The sequence below is a fragment of the Pseudoalteromonas sp. MMG022 genome (assembly GCF_021654245.1).
GTDB lineage: Bacteria > Pseudomonadota > Gammaproteobacteria > Enterobacterales > Alteromonadaceae > Pseudoalteromonas > Pseudoalteromonas amylolytica.
Genome location: NZ_JAKFZQ010000021.1, coordinates 65,577 through 80,731 on the forward strand (window position 1 = coordinate 65,577; position 15,155 = coordinate 80,731).

A 15,155-nucleotide genomic window follows, 5' to 3' on the forward strand; every position below is an offset into this window, starting at 1 on the left:
CATGACAACAATAATGAGCTTGGTGGGCATGATAATGCTACTGAGCGTGGCATACGGTTTTTCAACAAATCGTAGTGCTATTAATAAACGTACGGTTGGCGTAGCGCTTGCGATGCAAATCGCAATTGGCGGCTTTGTACTGTTTGTTGAAGCAGGTAAAAATGCTTTAGCAAGTATGTCCAGCGCAGTTTCAGCTGTAATTGGCTACGCCAATGATGGTATTGGGTTCTTATTTGGACCGCTGGCAGATAAAAGCTCACTTGGCTTTATCTTCGCGGTACAGGTTTTACCCGTTATTGTATTCTTTTCAGCCTTGGTAGCGGTTTTGTACTACCTCGGTATTATGGAATGGATCATTAAAATTTTAGGTGGTGGGCTGCAAAAGCTGCTCAAAACATCAAAGCCTGAGTCGTTATCAGCAACAGCGAATATTTTCGTTGGTCAAACTGAAGCGCCTTTGATTGTTAAACCATTTATACCGACCATGACTAAATCAGAATTGTTTGCAGTAATGGTAGGTGGTTTAGCAACTGTAGCAGGTTCTGTAATGGCGGGTTATGTTGCTATCGGTGTAGAGCTTAAATACCTAATTGCGGCAAGCTTTATGGCAGCTCCCGGCGGCTTCTTGATGGCAAAAATGATTGTGCCAGAAACAGAGCAGCCAAAACAGACTTTGGCGGATGTAAACGCCGAGGAAGATAAACCAGTTAACGTCATTGATGCCGCCGCTGCTGGCGCGTCAAGCGGGATGCACCTTGCATTAAACGTAGGTGCAATGTTACTTGCCTTTGTTGCGTTAATTGCTTTATTGAATGGCATGTTAGGTGGTATTGGTGCTTGGTTTGATCACCCAACACTTACATTGCAAGAAATTTTAGGTTACCTCTTCGCACCGGTTGCTTGGATGATTGGTGTACCATGGGATGAAGCGGTAACAGCCGGTAGTTTTATCGGTCAAAAGCTGGTAGTTAACGAGTTCGTTGCCTACTTAGACTTTATGAATTATCGAGAAGGGTTAAGTGAACATACTCAAGCGATTGTCACATTCGCGTTATGTGGCTTTGCTAACCTGTCATCGATTGCAATCTTACTAGGCGGACTGGGCGGTATGGCGCCAAGTCGAAGAAAGGATATCGCACGCTTAGGGCTCAGGGCGGTTTTAGCAGGGTCAATGGCTAACCTAATGAGCGCAGCAATTGCAGGGTTTTTCCTCTCGCTAGCTTAGAAACTTAACGAGATTACCTGCCGCATTTGCAAAACAATTGGTTGAATGCCTTAAGGGGTTAAGGCATTTATACTAACTTGAACGATACTTCACCAAAGGGCCGTAAGGCCCTTTTATCGTTTCTGGGTGTTATCAATTCTACGCATCACAGATTCTTTCACTAAACTTCCTCTTCGACGCTTGCCTCACAAACTAAATTGACTACAATACGCCTCCAAGTTCCCAAATAAGGACCTTAATGTGAGCCTTCACCTAGGATCAAAGCAAAAATATCTTTTGACCATAAAAACATTCATCGCGGCTACCGCACTGGCTTTTTCCCACTTCTGTATGGCAACTATAGAAGCGCAATTTACTCATGGCTCAGATAAGTATGTGCTTAAAGTAACAAGTACGGATGTGACCACAGCAACAGGACCCGCACAACTGTTCAGGTACAGTGTGTATGAAAATAGCAGATTCGTTCACAGCAACGCCAATGGTGGACGCTTATTTAGCTGTCGCAAGGAAAAGCCTAACGTTGAACCAATCCGTTCAGAACAGGGGCAAATTGGCTGGATGATTGTCGGATATGCTATTTGTGGTAACACACTTTCAAACAATATTGAGCTTGTTGTCCCGGTAAAGAACCTTTGGGGTGGCAAAACTGTGTACTTAAACAAAACTTTTGTCGCCAAAGAACCGCCCTACCTAGTGCCAACCAAAGATGGTTCACAAGTGTGGTTTTACCAACAAAACTGGGGCAAAGGTGGTACAGCCACGAGTATCTTTGTACCAAGAAAGTTATTTATTTTGAAAAATGCTGATATAGCTTCAATTAGCAAAGCAGACGTATATGATAATATCGGCATATTAGAGCAAATGGCTAAAGATAGTTGGCTAAAACCTAATTTTATTTCACTGTTCGTCGCTGGTATAGAAGATGCCAATCCGCCATTAATGCAGTACGCAATCGACAAATACTACCAAAAAGAGCAACAAGCTTGGTATGAGGTTTATATACCAGAAGGTAGCTTTTCGGGTGTAAACTCACTTGTAAAACGGGTAGAAGTTGTACGTTCATTATACCATGATATGAGAGATACCCTGTCATGGGATATGGCCTTAACAGCCGCAAAAAATAACGAGTGATCATCAAACTATTTAGGCTATTTGGCAGGAACCATATAACAATGGTGTTATGCTCTACATTTTCAAAAATTTAATCTGGATGTAAACAATGCAAACCTACTACCTTGAAATGCTGAGTGAACAAGCATTCACCCCCTCACCGATTCCTGCTCAGTTGACAATTACAGAGGTTGAGCTCGCCCAGCCACAGTTCAATCAATTTTTATACGCCTTAGTCGGTAAACAGTGGCAGTGGACAGATAAATTATCGTTCTCAACAGAGCAATGGCGAAGCCATATTGAGTGTAATCATATCCGCACTTGGGTGGCTTACGTTCAAGGTGCTATCGCCGGATACTACGAATTGAGTATGCAAGATAACGGTAATGTTGAGATAGCCTACTTTGGACTCACGCCAGATTTCATTGGTAAAGGTTATGGTGGTGCATTACTTAGTCACGCAATTAGCGCTGCATGGTCGCTCACTACAACCAAACGACTCTGGGTTAATACTTGTGACTTGGACCATCCAAGCGCATTGAAGAACTATCAAAGCAGAGGCTTCTCAATCTACAAAACCGAAGTGGAGTAAATTTTAGGGCTCGAAACCAAAAAAAAATGGGAGTAAAGCTTATCTTAATAAACTAAAAAGTAAGCTTATAGGTCAATAGTTTAACTTTATTTTTGGAACAATTTAATTATTTTTAATTAGAGTTTTTACCGCTTTTTTCTTACAAAGTTGTTAGGCCAACCTAGCCGATATAAGTAAGGATAAAACAATGATTATAAATAAATTACTAAAATTAAGTATCACCACACTTTCTATCGTTACCGTCCATGGCGCAACAGCGCAAAATGCCGTCATGTTTGACGACTTTAGCTACAAAACCTTTGCACATGCCCAAGAGAATGGCTGGCAAGCACGCACTGAAACAGGCCACCCGGGTTTAAAGGGTGCAAAATGGTGGCAAGAAGGGGTGAGCTTTCACCCTGATGCGCTTAATCACAACAACACTGTGATGCGTTTAACTTCAAAAACGGATGGTTCTGCCCAAAATACCCGTCACACCCAAGTGTGCCACAAGCGTAAATATCGTGACGGAACTTATGCAGCTCGAGTGTACTTTAATGACCAGCCACAGTATGGCCCCGATGGTGATGGCATCGTTGAAACCTTTTATGCTATCAGTCCACTTGCAGCACCTATGGACCCAGATTACAGCGAAATGGATTTTGAATATCTTGCCAACGGCGGATGGGGGAAAGGCAATAAGACATTATTTGCTACATCATGGGAAACATTTAAACTTAATCCATTCACACAAGTCCATGAACACAGTACTGTCCAAAAAAGCTTGCAAGGATGGAATACCTTGCTGTTACAGGTAGCTGACAACCAATTGCACTATTACATCAATGGTGAGCTGTTCGCCGAACATAGTTCAAAGGTTTACCCAGAAGTGGCGATGTCGATTAACTTCAACCTGTGGTTTATTGCAGAACAAATTTTGCAAAGCACAGAGATGCGCCAATATTATCAAGATATAGATTGGGTCTACTTTATAAAGGATACCAAACTCGATACGCAAACGGTTATGAGTAAAGTAGCGAAGCTGCGCGAAAAAAACATTCAACAACTCGATACTGTGCCTGATTGGCAACCAAAGCTCGACGACTATTGTAGCTTGTAACTATCCTAGAAGGTTATGTTAATTCAAAGAGTAAGGTGAGCGGTCATTAAACCAAGCCTCGACCCTCGAAATAAGGTGCGGTTGATCACTGTTACGTGCTATAGACTGCGCTTGAACAGCGTATTGCTCGGCTTTAATTAATTCATTTTTTAGCCGAGCAATATCCGCTTTGGCAAGCAAGACCCAAATTTGATTTGCAGGAGCTCCATTATCATCGGCGATTTCCTGCGCCTGTTCTAGGTATTGGTTTGCCGACGAAAACTGACCTTGATCCGCCTTGACTTTAGCCAGTTCGATCAATGCCGCAGTTTGTCCATACTGACCATAGAATGACCGATGATATTCAAGTGCTAGAGTCAATAGCTGTGCGGCATGTTCGAACTCCCCTTGCAAGCGCTTGATTTTACCTAACTCTTCATAAGTGTAAGCAATAAACAGCTTATCTTGCTGGTTTTGAGCCAGTTTTTGAGCCTGCTCAATATGGTGCTGAGCTGATTGTAACTCTTGACTCCTAGGCTCTCCCTGTGGCCAATTTATAAGTAAATAGCCAATCATTAGGTGTGCTCTGATCAACTCTCTGGTGTTTTCAATGTAAGGCAACTGCGTGGTGTATTGCAAAATTGCAATCGCTTTGCCTTCTTGGCGAAGGTTTGCATAACTAGCGGCAAGGTAGCGACGTGCCGCCAGTAAATTTGGTTCTACTTGTAAAGCGGAAGAAAACAAAGGGATTGCTTGTTGGTAGGCTTGCTTTAAGTAAAGCTCAACGCCTCGTGCAAATGCTTCATTACTGAAATCACTCTGCCAATTTTGTTCAGTCAATTGATACTCTCCCGCATAGCGTTTCGCTAACGAGGCGATAAGCTTATCAAAACTTTGCTCGATAGTTTGGGCAAACTCGACACCCTTTTCAATGTTATGCTCGAACATCAAAGTGTAATGCAATTGATAGTCTTGTGGATAACCGGTGATACGGGTAAGAACAATTAAATTAGCCGCAAGCTTACGCTGTAAACTAACGAGCACCTCCTGTGTTGGCTGTAAGGATGTGCTCGCTTTGGTATGTTCGAGCGCATATAAAACCTGATCATGGCCGATTACCCGAAGGTCAGAGTGATGCTGAAGTTGTTGTGATAAGTATTCCATTCCTCGCAAAGGCACTCGTTGATGAATTTCATCGGGAATATCATTTTCAACGGGCAAAAACGCAATATTCAGGTGCGGTGTTTGAGACTGAACCATCCAGTAGCTTGCCAGTGCTATAACGGTGGCAAAGCAGCACACCAGCGATGCCAAAAAAGCTTTAGCCTGCCAGCTGATTATTGGTTTGACTGGAGCAATCCATTGATAGCCAGTTTTAGGAAACGTCTTAATCGCCTCAGAGCCGAGAATATCTCGCAGCTCTTTAATTGATTGAGTAAGTACTTGCTCTTGTACCACAACTCCTTGCCAAATGGTCTCTAATAGATGTTGTTTAGATACCACTTGCTGACGATTCATCAGCAGCACCTGCAACACTTGTAGGGTTTTTGCACGAATGCGCTCGCGCTTATGGCGGTTGAAGATCACGCCTTGCTTTAGGTCAATGGTAAACCCTAAGCTGCGAAATTGTGTCGTACGTGAGAACAGCCTCCTGCTAAAACTCATTGATACTCCAAAGATAGGCTATAAATCATTACTTTAATAGACTCTCTTGACCACAACAAGCGCTTGTTTGCTTCTTTAATATGAAGAAAATAGCAGCATGCGCCAGAGGTAACCTATTGGCTGCTTTGAGCAGCTTGACTCGCTACATAAATAACCTTAGCTAAGGTTATTTAATCATTCGTATTGACAGCTTAAGGTTTGTAAACAAAGCTTAAAGTATTGTTGAAAGCGAAATAATACATCATAAAGTACGTAGAACCGCGCCAAAGAGTCTTGTGTTCGGTTTACCATTCTAACAACAATATGCCCGTTCTACGGCTTGCTTTAAAATATGTAACCACCGTATACAGACTCCGATGCGCCTGAGCTAACCTCAGTAGTTCAGTGGCATACATTATAAGGAGTTGTTATGCACGACGCCCTATTCTCTTTGCTTTTTATGACACTACTGTTATTCGGCAGCCCCGGCCCTGCTCCTATTTCTTTACTAGCCTCTGGCGCCAACTTTGGATACAAGCGTAATTTACCGTTTCTGGCGGGCATTCTGACAGGCCTGTCACTGGCTATGGTATTAGTTAATATTGGTTTATCACAACTGTTGGCAAGCTCACCTCGGTTGTCATCATTGCTGTCATTTGTATGTGTGGGCTACTTGGTGTATCTGGCTTATAAACTGTACTTCCAAGATACGCAGCAACCCAAGAAGTCGCTCATACCTAGTTTTTCGCAAGGCGTGCTGTTAAATCTCATTAACCCCAAAGCTTATGCTTCGTTGATCACGCTGTTTTCTCAATTTGAAATACACACCGAGCAAAAAGCACAGAGCATTGTGATCACCGCGCTAATTTGCATCGCTTTGGTGAGTGTTATTGATGGTCTATGGCTGCTGGCGGGGGCTAAACTTGGTAACATCTTTAAAAGCCGCCAGCATATTAAGCGGCTTAATGGATTATGTTCGGTAGCGATTTTAGTGGTGGCGTCAGTACTTATCAGTCACTGATACGCTCTAACGCAGCACCATAAAAGCCATCAAACTCACTGTTTACGCCAGGTAACAGGTGTAGCTCTTCAACCAGTTTAAAATGAGGATTGTTAGCCAAAAAGGTCTCGACCTGTTGCTGGTTTTCACTCGGCAATACTGAACAAGTCGCATACACCAATCGGCCACCGAGTTTACACATTTGACTATAGCGCTGTAATATTTCACTTTGAAGTGCGACCAGCGAATCAAGATTATCGCTTTGGATGTGCCATTTAGCATCTGGGTTGCGGCGCAGTACACCCGTGCCAGAACACGGCACATCCAGTAACACACGGTCAAACTTGTCTTTTAACCGCTTCACTGTTTTGCTGTTTTTGATGACGCGAGTTTCAAGCATGTGTACGCCAGAGCGTTTTGCGCGCTTTTTCAATGCATCCAATTTGTGTTGATGAATATCCATTGACAAAATGTAGCCTTTATTTTGCATCAAAGCGGCGATGTGAAGACTCTTACCCCCAGCACCTGCACACGCATCGACTACGCGTAAACCGGGCTTAACATCTAGTAAGGGTGCTATCTGCTGAGAACCTGCATCCTGCATTTCAAACCAGCCTTGAGAAAAGGCCTTAGACTTAAACAGGTGCCCGTATTTTGTGACCTCTAGCGCATTGTCCAGTGCCATGCTCTGCGTGATAATGTTTTCTTCACTCAGTGCTTGCTGAACCTGTTGACTCTGCGCTTTTAACGTATTAACACGAAGATAAGCCTTGGCTGGGGTATTCAATCCAGAGGCAACCTGTGACCACTGCGCTCCCAGCTCTTGCTCGGCGTGTCGCCAAAGCCAGTCGGGGTAACTGTTCATCTGAGCATCACAAGCTTTAGAGAGGTTCTGCTCAATGTTTTGCAAGCTTAGCCCTTCCAATTCAGGCCACGGGGGCACACTGTTCCCTTCAAGCAACTGATAAGCCCCCCAAATATGCCAAATCTCCGACGGGCTCACCTCGTCACACCCAGTCACAGCAAGTACGAGCTTGCGCCACCAGCGAACAATATCATATGTCTGAGTTACAAAAACGTGCCGTGTTGCAAGGTCCCAATATGGCTGCTCAGCAAGCGTTCGCTCGATTACTTTATCAGCATATTGTTCAGTAAACATAATTTGCTCAAGCGCAATGATTTGCGTTTCTACACATTGACGGTCTGCAAACACAGATGACCTCATATTTAGGGAGTTATAAAGGCGAATTGTAACTGCTTTTACGTACAACCGCGAGAAAATCTGCAGAGCGATGAAAGAAGGGGAATAACTGTTGGCTGATTGTTTAGGCGTATCGATTGCTCCTCACCTGAGGACTCACTTTAGGTAAAAAATTACCTTTTTACAATTCATTACATCTCTTTCATTGTAAGAAATTAGTATCAGGTTAAGATAGACTTCAGTCTGGCTTGTATGACACTGCTCCTATTTTATTTGTACCTGAGTAAATTAAATTTCTCAGTTGAATCAGTTAGGCCAAAGTTTCAAAGCCAACACCAACCAGTAAATTTGTTAATCTAGCCTACTCTAGATTTAACGCAAAGCCGATAGTTTGCCACTATCGGCTTTTTACCTTTTTGCAATGCTAGTGATTACTCAGCGTTTTTGACAAACTTCCATGGTTGTGACGAATCCGGCACATCCCCTTTTGTCCACCACTTTGCTTCGTAAATCGCGCCTTTATAGCTGGCCTGATCGCCGCCTACATAGACTTTACTCGCATCCCATGCGGGTACACCGCCGACTGGTGGCTCATCAACAGGTGGTTCAAGGTTGTCCACCACTCGTACTTGTGGCCAACTAGCATGTGATTGGTAAAAGTTGGTTACACACTTTTCATAATCTCCCGGTACCAGCGCAGAATATGCGGTTTGATAACCCACTAACTTACATTCAAAAGAGTAGCCACCAGGTCTGTCGGAATAATAAGCCCAGTCTCCTTCCCAGTTGGTGTAAAGCACATCCGTGGCCCCATTGAGGTTGAGACTACCGTATGGTGTTTGTTGCCAGCAGGTGTTTTCTTCGTCGCTTTCAATTGGCACATTGTAATGATGTGATAGACCCTCCCAGTAACGGATACGGTTTACTGGCTGTCCTTTATTTTTATTCTGCTCACCACATTCAATGCCACCATTGATGACATTAATGGTAGTCCCAAAGCCATAGCCGATCCCTGCATCTTGCTCACGCTGCGATGGCGTCCAAGTACGGTCAATCACATGCAACATCGCAGGCTTTGGTGCCTGTGGCGTTAAGAAAAACCATATAGCAGATGCTAGATTGAGCCATGAATCTGCCACCAGACCCGGATTATTTAACAATACCGTCGCATCGCCGTTGAACATAACTTCTGAGAATGCACCGTAGTTAAAGTGGTACGACAACTGCTTTGCACCACGACCAAAGTAGCCCTGTCCGCTCGCGCACGGCCAGCGTCGGTTTTGCCAGTCATTCTGACCGCAACCTGTTGTATATCCTGGTTGCCCTTCTGACCAGCCCATTTCACGCACATGTACTAACGCTTGTTGCCACTCTTCAAGACCCAACGGGTTATCAGACACATTGTCTTTGGCTATATGCCCCCCCGTTTCTTGTGAGAAATGTGCAAATGCCGTCACGATAGATTTTTTACAAATGGCATCGGCATCACGTCCATCAGTGTAGTCGCCACAAAAGGCAGGAAACTTTCCGATTGCTCGTAAAAAGCGTGTGTAGGTATATTCCGGCGCAGCCATCTGCGTCAAGAAATCCCATTGCGCTTGTGGAAATACGCTTTCAACACGTTTTACATTGTCAGGGTTAGTGCTAAGACCAGGTGCAATTGCCTCTACAATACTATTGTCACGCGTTTCCAAAGCTTTAGCCCAAATGGCGTACATTGGGTCACTGGTTTTGCTTTGTGCGGCTTCGTCCAGCTCTGCTTTTGAAACCAAATAACCACCGGGGTTTTGCGGGTCAGGTTCTATTGTCATTGCGCCAGCGCTCGTGATCGCCGCCAAATTCAGTGCAACCACCAAGGGAGTGAGTTTGTACATGTTGTTCTTCCTTCCTTTACGTTGTATCAAGCGTGAAACATAAAGTTCACACAATTAACTCACAGTATTAATCAAATGACATCGCTGTCAATCACTTTATGTAAAGGATTGTAACAATCCAATTCGGTGGTTTTTTAACCTGCACTGTTGTACTTGTCACTAATTGATTAATAACAAAGTGAAAACAGCGTTTAAATAAATTTTTGTGTTCCTGCCTTTTCATAAAGATTTATTATTAAATTCACAGTAAGGTAATAAGGTTAAAAACAAGCAGGTATTTAAACATGGTCATTACTGAATTACGCCCAGAACACCATCACGCCGTCATCAAACTTGCCAACCAAGTACATGGCGACAACTATCTTGATGCGTCAGGTCTCGAAAAAATGGTCGCTATGGGCACTAAATTCGATATTAACGCTTGCTTTGTCGCATTAGATGAGCAAGGGCAGCTGCTTGGTTTTCGCACCAGCTATGCTGCAGAGCAATGGCCTATTGATAAATGGTGTACACCTAAAAGCTGGCCGGTATTACCCTCGCAAATGGCATACTTCAAATGCATTGCAGTGGCACCAGAGGCACAAGGTCAAGGTATCGGCCCCAAGTTACTCCATGAATCCATCGTGGCACTTAGACAACAAGGCGCACTGGCGGGCGTTGCTCATCTATGGATGCAAAGCCCTGGTAATGGCGCAGTAAAGTACTTTTCTAAAGCAGGTGGTAAGCTGGTCAAAGTTCATGATGACCGTTGGCTCGAAAACTGCCGCAATGACGGTTATGTTTGCACCATATGCGGCAATGAATGTCACTGCCAAGCAGCAGAAATGGCTTTAATGTTTTAATCAATAATGAATAAGAATTTTATGAGCGACTCCCTTTACGATCCACTTACCCACACACACTGCCAAGCATCAGGTTATGCGCCTAGCTATTGGGCCAGTACCATAGGTTTACCTGTTGCAAACAGCGCACCGACCAGTAGTGAGCACTTTGATGTTGCAATCATAGGTGGCGGCTTTAGTGGCCTTTTAACGGCCTACTATCTGGCACATGAACACGGTATGAGTTGTTGTGTGTTAGAAGCCAATCAGGTGGGTTTTGGTGCCAGTGGCCGTAATGCTGGGTTTGTACTCAAGGGGTCCGGTCGCCTCAGCTATCCACAAATGGCAAAAAAATGGGGGATGCAAGCCTGCAAAGGCATTTATGATGAATTTAGTGCTGCAGTGCATCGCGTTGAGTCACTCATTGATGAGCACAATATCCAATGCCAGAAGCAAGAAAAAGGCTATTTGAAAATTGCCCATAACCAAAAAGCCATGCAAGGGTTGCGCACTCAAGCCGAGTTTTTACAGCACCTAGGCGGTGACGCACAATTTTTGACAAGCACAGAGCTAGAACAGGAATATATGCTTAATCAGCAAGCCTACGGGGCAATGAGGCTACCAGACGGCTTTGGCATCAACCCGCTGAAATTGTTGCTTGGTTATCGAGAAATTGCGATAAAAGCAGGTGTAAAACTGTTTGAAAATGCGCTGGTTGAACGAGTTGAAGAAAAAAACAACCGCCATCACCTACACGTTAATGATGCGACCATCACCGCCAATACCGTGGTTTATACTGGCAACGCATACAACAATAAGCAATCTCACCCTTATATCAATAATCGATATTTGCCAATTTTAAGCAGTATTTTGGTAACCCGACCGCTGAGTGAACAAGAGCTAACATTGACGGGCTTGAAAACTCACCAAGTGACAATGGATACCCGTACCCTCAAATACTACTACCGCCTACTGCCCGATAATCGCATTTTGTTTGGCGGTCGAGGCGCGGTGTTTGCCAAAGATCAACACGCCGATGTGTATCTGAATAACTTAAAACACGGACTTGCTGCATGTTTTCCGGCACTTGCCAACATACAGCATGACTATTATTGGAATGGGTTTATTGCCGCAGCACTTGATGATATGCCGCACGTTTATCTGCAAAACAATGTCGGCTACATTTTAGGGTATTGCGGTGCAGGCGTGTCTTTTAGTTCACAAGCAGCCTATCGGCTCGCACAATTGATTGCTAAACAGCCGATTCCTGAGTTACCTCTGTATCAAACACCGCTACCGTATCTCCCTTTCCCACGCTTTAGGCGGTTCGCTCAGCTGGCCTATTACCAATATGCTCATCTCAAGGACCGATTTGGGTAAATAATAAGGTTAACTCTATGTCACACGAATCAATAAATAAGTTAATTGATTGTACATATTTTAAAAACGCAATCGTCATCATATAGGACTTAAATAGACCTGAATCTGCAAACACTAATACAACAGGTATATTAATTATGAAAACGAACATAGCGTTAAGCCTTTTGGCTATCACCTCGACTGTCGCTTTTGCGCAGGTTGAATCAACTGAGCAACTGATGCAAAACATTGCACAAAATGGCACTGTTACCTTCGAAAAAGCAGTTGTCGAAGTCAATCAGGTAGACGGTGTGCTTGCTACAAGCGCGACCACATACTACAGCCCTCGCGTGTGGGTTCGTGGTTATTTAGAATCATTCTTTGTTAACCCAACAAATGGTAACCAGTTTTGTGAAGAGCGTGGCCACAACCAAGAGGTAACAGGTAGCACTATCAAATGTGGTGAAGATGAGTCGTCATACGCTAATTATGATTGGTATGCAAAAGCGTGGACCAAGAAAAGCACAGGTAGCAAGAACCAATGCTATCAGCTTTACGCAACTATCAAGTGTCAATAGTTGCCAAAGCTTGTTAATTAACAACGAGAGCGCCGCGCGCTTTCGTTGCTTTCTAAAACACCATACTATTTTCCTAATTTAGGCCTATTTTTACATCTATATACATTAGAGCTTGCAACAGTCCCTATTACCTGTTTAATTATTGTGGACAAAAAATAAATTAGGGATATTTTATGAAACACTCTTCTTTTGCACTATACAGCCTGTTAGGTGCGCCTGTAATACTGACAACATCTGCTTTTGCAGCACCCGCTGCCAGTACTGAATGCGACTTTATCGTACCTTCATCACAATACTTAATTGATGGAATTGCAATGAATGTTTCCCCTGGAGATACAATTTGTCTAGCAGAGGGGGCGCGTGGGCCGATTAAAGTTACTAACGTAATCGGTAGTGAGTCACAGCCTGTGCAAATCCGAAATCAAGACGGTGTTGTCACCACTAACCCATATGAATACAGCATCGCCATTGAGCGTTCTAAATGGGTCCGCCTAACCTCGGTATCTGACAGTGAATCTATACCTTATGGCGTGCGCTTAGGCGGCACGCTCAGTGTAGGCAACCTTACTGAGCAAATCGAAGTGGATCACATTGAAATCTATCGCGCACGATTTGCAGGCATGTTGATCAAAACCGACCCAAACTGCGACTCTGCAACATGGGCTGAAAACTTCACCATGCACGGTATAAGCATTCACGACAACTATGTGCACCACACAGAAGAAGGTGAAGGCATGTATGTGGGCTATACAGGAAAAAGTAGAACGTTAACCTGTAATGGTGAAACAACCACCGTTTACCCCCATAAACTAGAAAATGTTCGTATATATAACAACAAATTAGAATACACAGCCGCGGATGGTATTCAGCTAAACTCAGTGCTAGGTAACGCCAAAATCACGGGCAATAAAATCTATCGTACTGGCGTTAGCCCGTTTGCACCTGTGTGGCAGAATACCGGTATTCAGGTAGGGGGAGATGATGTAGAGATCAGTAACAACCTTATTTACCGAAGTGGCGGTAACGGTATGGTGTTAGATGGTGATAACCTACGAGTGCTGAACAACAATGTTATCTATGCAGGTGAAAATGGTATTTTTGCGCGTAATGCCGCGCAGCAAAACAGCCAGATAAGTGGCGGTCTACCGCATGTTTATAAAAATAATCTATTGGTGCAACCCGTTACCTATGGCATCAAGCTATATGCGACCAATACATCAGCCCCTCACATTATCACTGACAATACCATTGAGAATAATGGCGAGTTAGACGCTGCAAGTCGCCCTATGACCTTTTCTTTCTTAAACGACCAAGTTATAAGAGAGTTACATAACAATCATCATTACATTGTTGAGTAAACCAGTCGATGTGCTGAGTAACACCGTGGCACTTCACAGCCACGGTGTTCAACTTTGGATAGCAACAAAATCAAGTGACCGTCAAAGCGTTCGCCCTACTCTTAACAACCTCAGGTTTAGGTGTAATCATAACGTTCGCATGACAACACACTAAAAGTTGCCTTATGAAGTTCATTGCTATCCGCTTTAAAATATGTGGCCACTAGCTACGACAATGGAACACTATCATCTCAGATGCACCGTTAGCGGAATTAATAACGCCATCAAATGCGCTATCCACTTCTCTATTTCTAATCCAACTGGATGCATAAGTATCCCCGCAAAAGAATGAACCAAAAACAGGAGTACACTGATTTAAACCGCCATGTTCGCCGATAGCATAAATACTATTTGGCGTGACATTCACCTGAACTATGGTGTTATTTTTAGCTCTTGCCTGTGCCAAGTATTGTGACCACGTTGACTGAGATACGTAGCAACCTATGTATACCTCGTTACCTTGACAGCCCATAAGCGGTTTTAAAACAAAGTCTCCCTTATTCTCTTCTACCCTTTTAAATGCATCATCATCTAGTTCGCTAAGCAGCACAGTCTCAGGAACAACCTCTTCGATTAAAGCTCGCTCAGTATCATCAAACAAAGCATCGTTACGGTGTTTGTACAACAGTACCAAGCTCATGTTGTTTTCAATAATATGCGTTAAAAGGTTAGCGCCTGCTAAAACATTATGCTCCAGCCACACCTTTTTTAGTTCATCAGGATAACTCTCATAAATGTTGTAAGTTTCCATACCCTCAGGTAACCAAGCAACAAAGCCGACCAAGTGCCCCTGAAAATATAGGTGGTTGTCAGCATATTGAAATCCCTTTTCATCTTTAACTACAAAGACTCTTAATGAGTCCCCCATTTGCTGCGCAATTTGCTGGTAAAGGTTGATATATACTTGCGCAATTTGCTCATCAGCCTGTTTGTTTCTAATGACGATAGTAAACACACCATCATCACCCACAAGTTGCCTCTCTCTCATGGCAGCTAACGCACTTTCGATTAACACTTGGTATGTGTCTATGAAGCTAATTTCAGAGTTCTCTATTAAAAAGTCTCTCAGATATGGCTGGGCAAGCAAAATGTCCTTGTAATATACCATATCTGCGCCACCCACATTCGTGCCAAGGTTGATTTCCAACAATTTGAAAGCACTTCCATCATGATATAAATCAGAGCGGCCGATCACATTGCCGTTAAATGGCGCATTAATCGCTTTGCCATAATCTAATTCTGGTAACCCATAGTAATGATGTAAAGAATGACCTTG

Annotated in this window: 13 protein-coding genes; 9 read left to right on the forward strand and 4 right to left on the reverse strand. The window is 43.6% G+C overall.

Annotation, left to right across the window (positions count from 1 at the left end):
• Position 1 precedes the first annotated feature (1 nt).
• The 4 genes from L1070_RS16730 (at position 2) to L1070_RS16745 (ending at position 4,026) form a co-directional block, all read left to right on the forward strand.
• Positions 2 to 1,225 (forward strand): NupC/NupG family nucleoside CNT transporter, encoded by a 1,224-nt coding sequence (locus L1070_RS16730; RefSeq protein WP_237126403.1) that lies wholly within the window; start codon positions 2 to 4, stop codon positions 1,223 to 1,225.
• 276 nt (positions 1,226 to 1,501) lie between these two features.
• Complete coding sequence (locus L1070_RS16735) at positions 1,502 to 2,356, forward strand: hypothetical protein (protein ID WP_237126404.1); 855 nt, start codon at positions 1,502 to 1,504, stop codon at positions 2,354 to 2,356.
• Between the two features lie 88 nt (positions 2,357 to 2,444).
• Positions 2,445 to 2,927 (forward strand): GNAT family N-acetyltransferase, encoded by a 483-nt coding sequence (locus L1070_RS16740; protein ID WP_237126405.1) that lies wholly within the window; start codon positions 2,445 to 2,447, stop codon positions 2,925 to 2,927.
• A gap of 187 nt (positions 2,928 to 3,114) precedes the next feature.
• Entirely contained in the window at positions 3,115 to 4,026 is a 912-nt protein-coding gene (locus L1070_RS16745) for a glycoside hydrolase family 16 protein (RefSeq protein WP_237126406.1), read from the forward strand.
• An 18-nt stretch (positions 4,027 to 4,044) separates the two neighbouring features.
• Here L1070_RS16745 and L1070_RS16750 read toward each other — a convergent pair whose 3' ends face one another.
• Positions 4,045 to 5,670: a winged helix-turn-helix domain-containing protein gene (locus tag L1070_RS16750; protein ID WP_237126407.1), complete on the reverse strand. Its 1,626-nt coding sequence runs from the start codon at positions 5,668 to 5,670 to the stop codon at positions 4,045 to 4,047.
• Positions 5,671 to 6,079: 409 nt separating this feature from the next.
• Here L1070_RS16750 and L1070_RS16755 point away from each other — a divergent pair, with 409 nt between their 5' ends.
• Complete coding sequence (locus tag L1070_RS16755; RefSeq protein WP_070983537.1) at positions 6,080 to 6,670, forward strand: LysE family translocator; 591 nt, start codon at positions 6,080 to 6,082, stop codon at positions 6,668 to 6,670.
• On the opposite strand, the gene L1070_RS16760 is transcribed toward L1070_RS16755, so the two are convergent.
• Complete coding sequence (locus tag L1070_RS16760; RefSeq protein WP_237126408.1) at positions 6,660 to 7,862, reverse strand: methyltransferase domain-containing protein; 1,203 nt, start codon at positions 7,860 to 7,862, stop codon at positions 6,660 to 6,662. The two genes, L1070_RS16755 and L1070_RS16760, sit on opposite strands and share 11 nt — an antisense overlap.
• 419 nt (positions 7,863 to 8,281) lie before the next feature.
• On the reverse strand, positions 8,282 to 9,724 hold the full coding sequence (locus L1070_RS16765; protein ID WP_237126409.1) for a chitinase: 1,443 nt from the start codon (positions 9,722 to 9,724) through the stop codon (positions 8,282 to 8,284).
• A 284-nt stretch (positions 9,725 to 10,008) separates the two neighbouring features.
• On the opposite strand from L1070_RS16765, the gene L1070_RS16770 reads away from it, so the two are divergent.
• From L1070_RS16770 to L1070_RS16785, 4 genes are all read left to right on the forward strand, one after another.
• Positions 10,009 to 10,566, forward strand: coding sequence for a GNAT family N-acetyltransferase (locus L1070_RS16770; protein WP_237126410.1), 558 nt, complete (start codon positions 10,009 to 10,011; stop codon positions 10,564 to 10,566).
• 21 nt (positions 10,567 to 10,587) lie between these two features.
• Positions 10,588 to 11,925 carry an FAD-dependent oxidoreductase gene (locus L1070_RS16775; protein ID WP_237126411.1) on the forward strand — a complete coding sequence of 446 codons (1,338 nt, stop codon included), beginning with the start codon at positions 10,588 to 10,590 and terminating at the stop codon, positions 11,923 to 11,925.
• Between the two features lie 137 nt (positions 11,926 to 12,062).
• Entirely contained in the window at positions 12,063 to 12,482 is a 420-nt protein-coding gene (locus L1070_RS16780) for a hypothetical protein (RefSeq protein WP_237126412.1), read from the forward strand.
• 173 nt (positions 12,483 to 12,655) lie between these two features.
• Positions 12,656 to 13,840 carry a right-handed parallel beta-helix repeat-containing protein gene (locus L1070_RS16785; protein ID WP_237126413.1) on the forward strand — a complete coding sequence of 395 codons (1,185 nt, stop codon included), beginning with the start codon at positions 12,656 to 12,658 and terminating at the stop codon, positions 13,838 to 13,840.
• A 202-nt stretch (positions 13,841 to 14,042) separates the two neighbouring features.
• Here L1070_RS16785 and L1070_RS16790 read toward each other — a convergent pair.
• Positions 14,043 to 15,155, reverse strand: a 1,113-nt coding sequence (locus tag L1070_RS16790; RefSeq protein ID WP_237126414.1) for a hypothetical protein, incomplete at its 5' end; no start/stop codon positions are given.

Coding starts and splice junctions, on each gene's coding strand:
- L1070_RS16730 (WP_237126403.1), top strand. CDS start 2: ATGACAACAATAATGAGCTTGGTGGGCATGATAATGCTACTGAGCGTG.
- L1070_RS16740 (WP_237126405.1), top strand. CDS start 2,445: ATGCAAACCTACTACCTTGAAATGCTGAGTGAACAAGCATTCACCCCC.
- L1070_RS16745 (WP_237126406.1), top strand. CDS start 3,115: ATGATTATAAATAAATTACTAAAATTAAGTATCACCACACTTTCTATC.
- L1070_RS16750 (WP_237126407.1), bottom strand. CDS start 5,670: ATGAGTTTTAGCAGGAGGCTGTTCTCACGTACGACACAATTTCGCAGC.
- L1070_RS16755 (WP_070983537.1), top strand. CDS start 6,080: ATGCACGACGCCCTATTCTCTTTGCTTTTTATGACACTACTGTTATTC.
- L1070_RS16765 (WP_237126409.1), bottom strand. CDS start 9,724: ATGTACAAACTCACTCCCTTGGTGGTTGCACTGAATTTGGCGGCGATC.
- L1070_RS16770 (WP_237126410.1), top strand. CDS start 10,009: ATGGTCATTACTGAATTACGCCCAGAACACCATCACGCCGTCATCAAA.
- L1070_RS16775 (WP_237126411.1), top strand. CDS start 10,588: ATGAGCGACTCCCTTTACGATCCACTTACCCACACACACTGCCAAGCA.
- L1070_RS16780 (WP_237126412.1), top strand. CDS start 12,063: ATGAAAACGAACATAGCGTTAAGCCTTTTGGCTATCACCTCGACTGTC.
- L1070_RS16785 (WP_237126413.1), top strand. CDS start 12,656: ATGAAACACTCTTCTTTTGCACTATACAGCCTGTTAGGTGCGCCTGTA.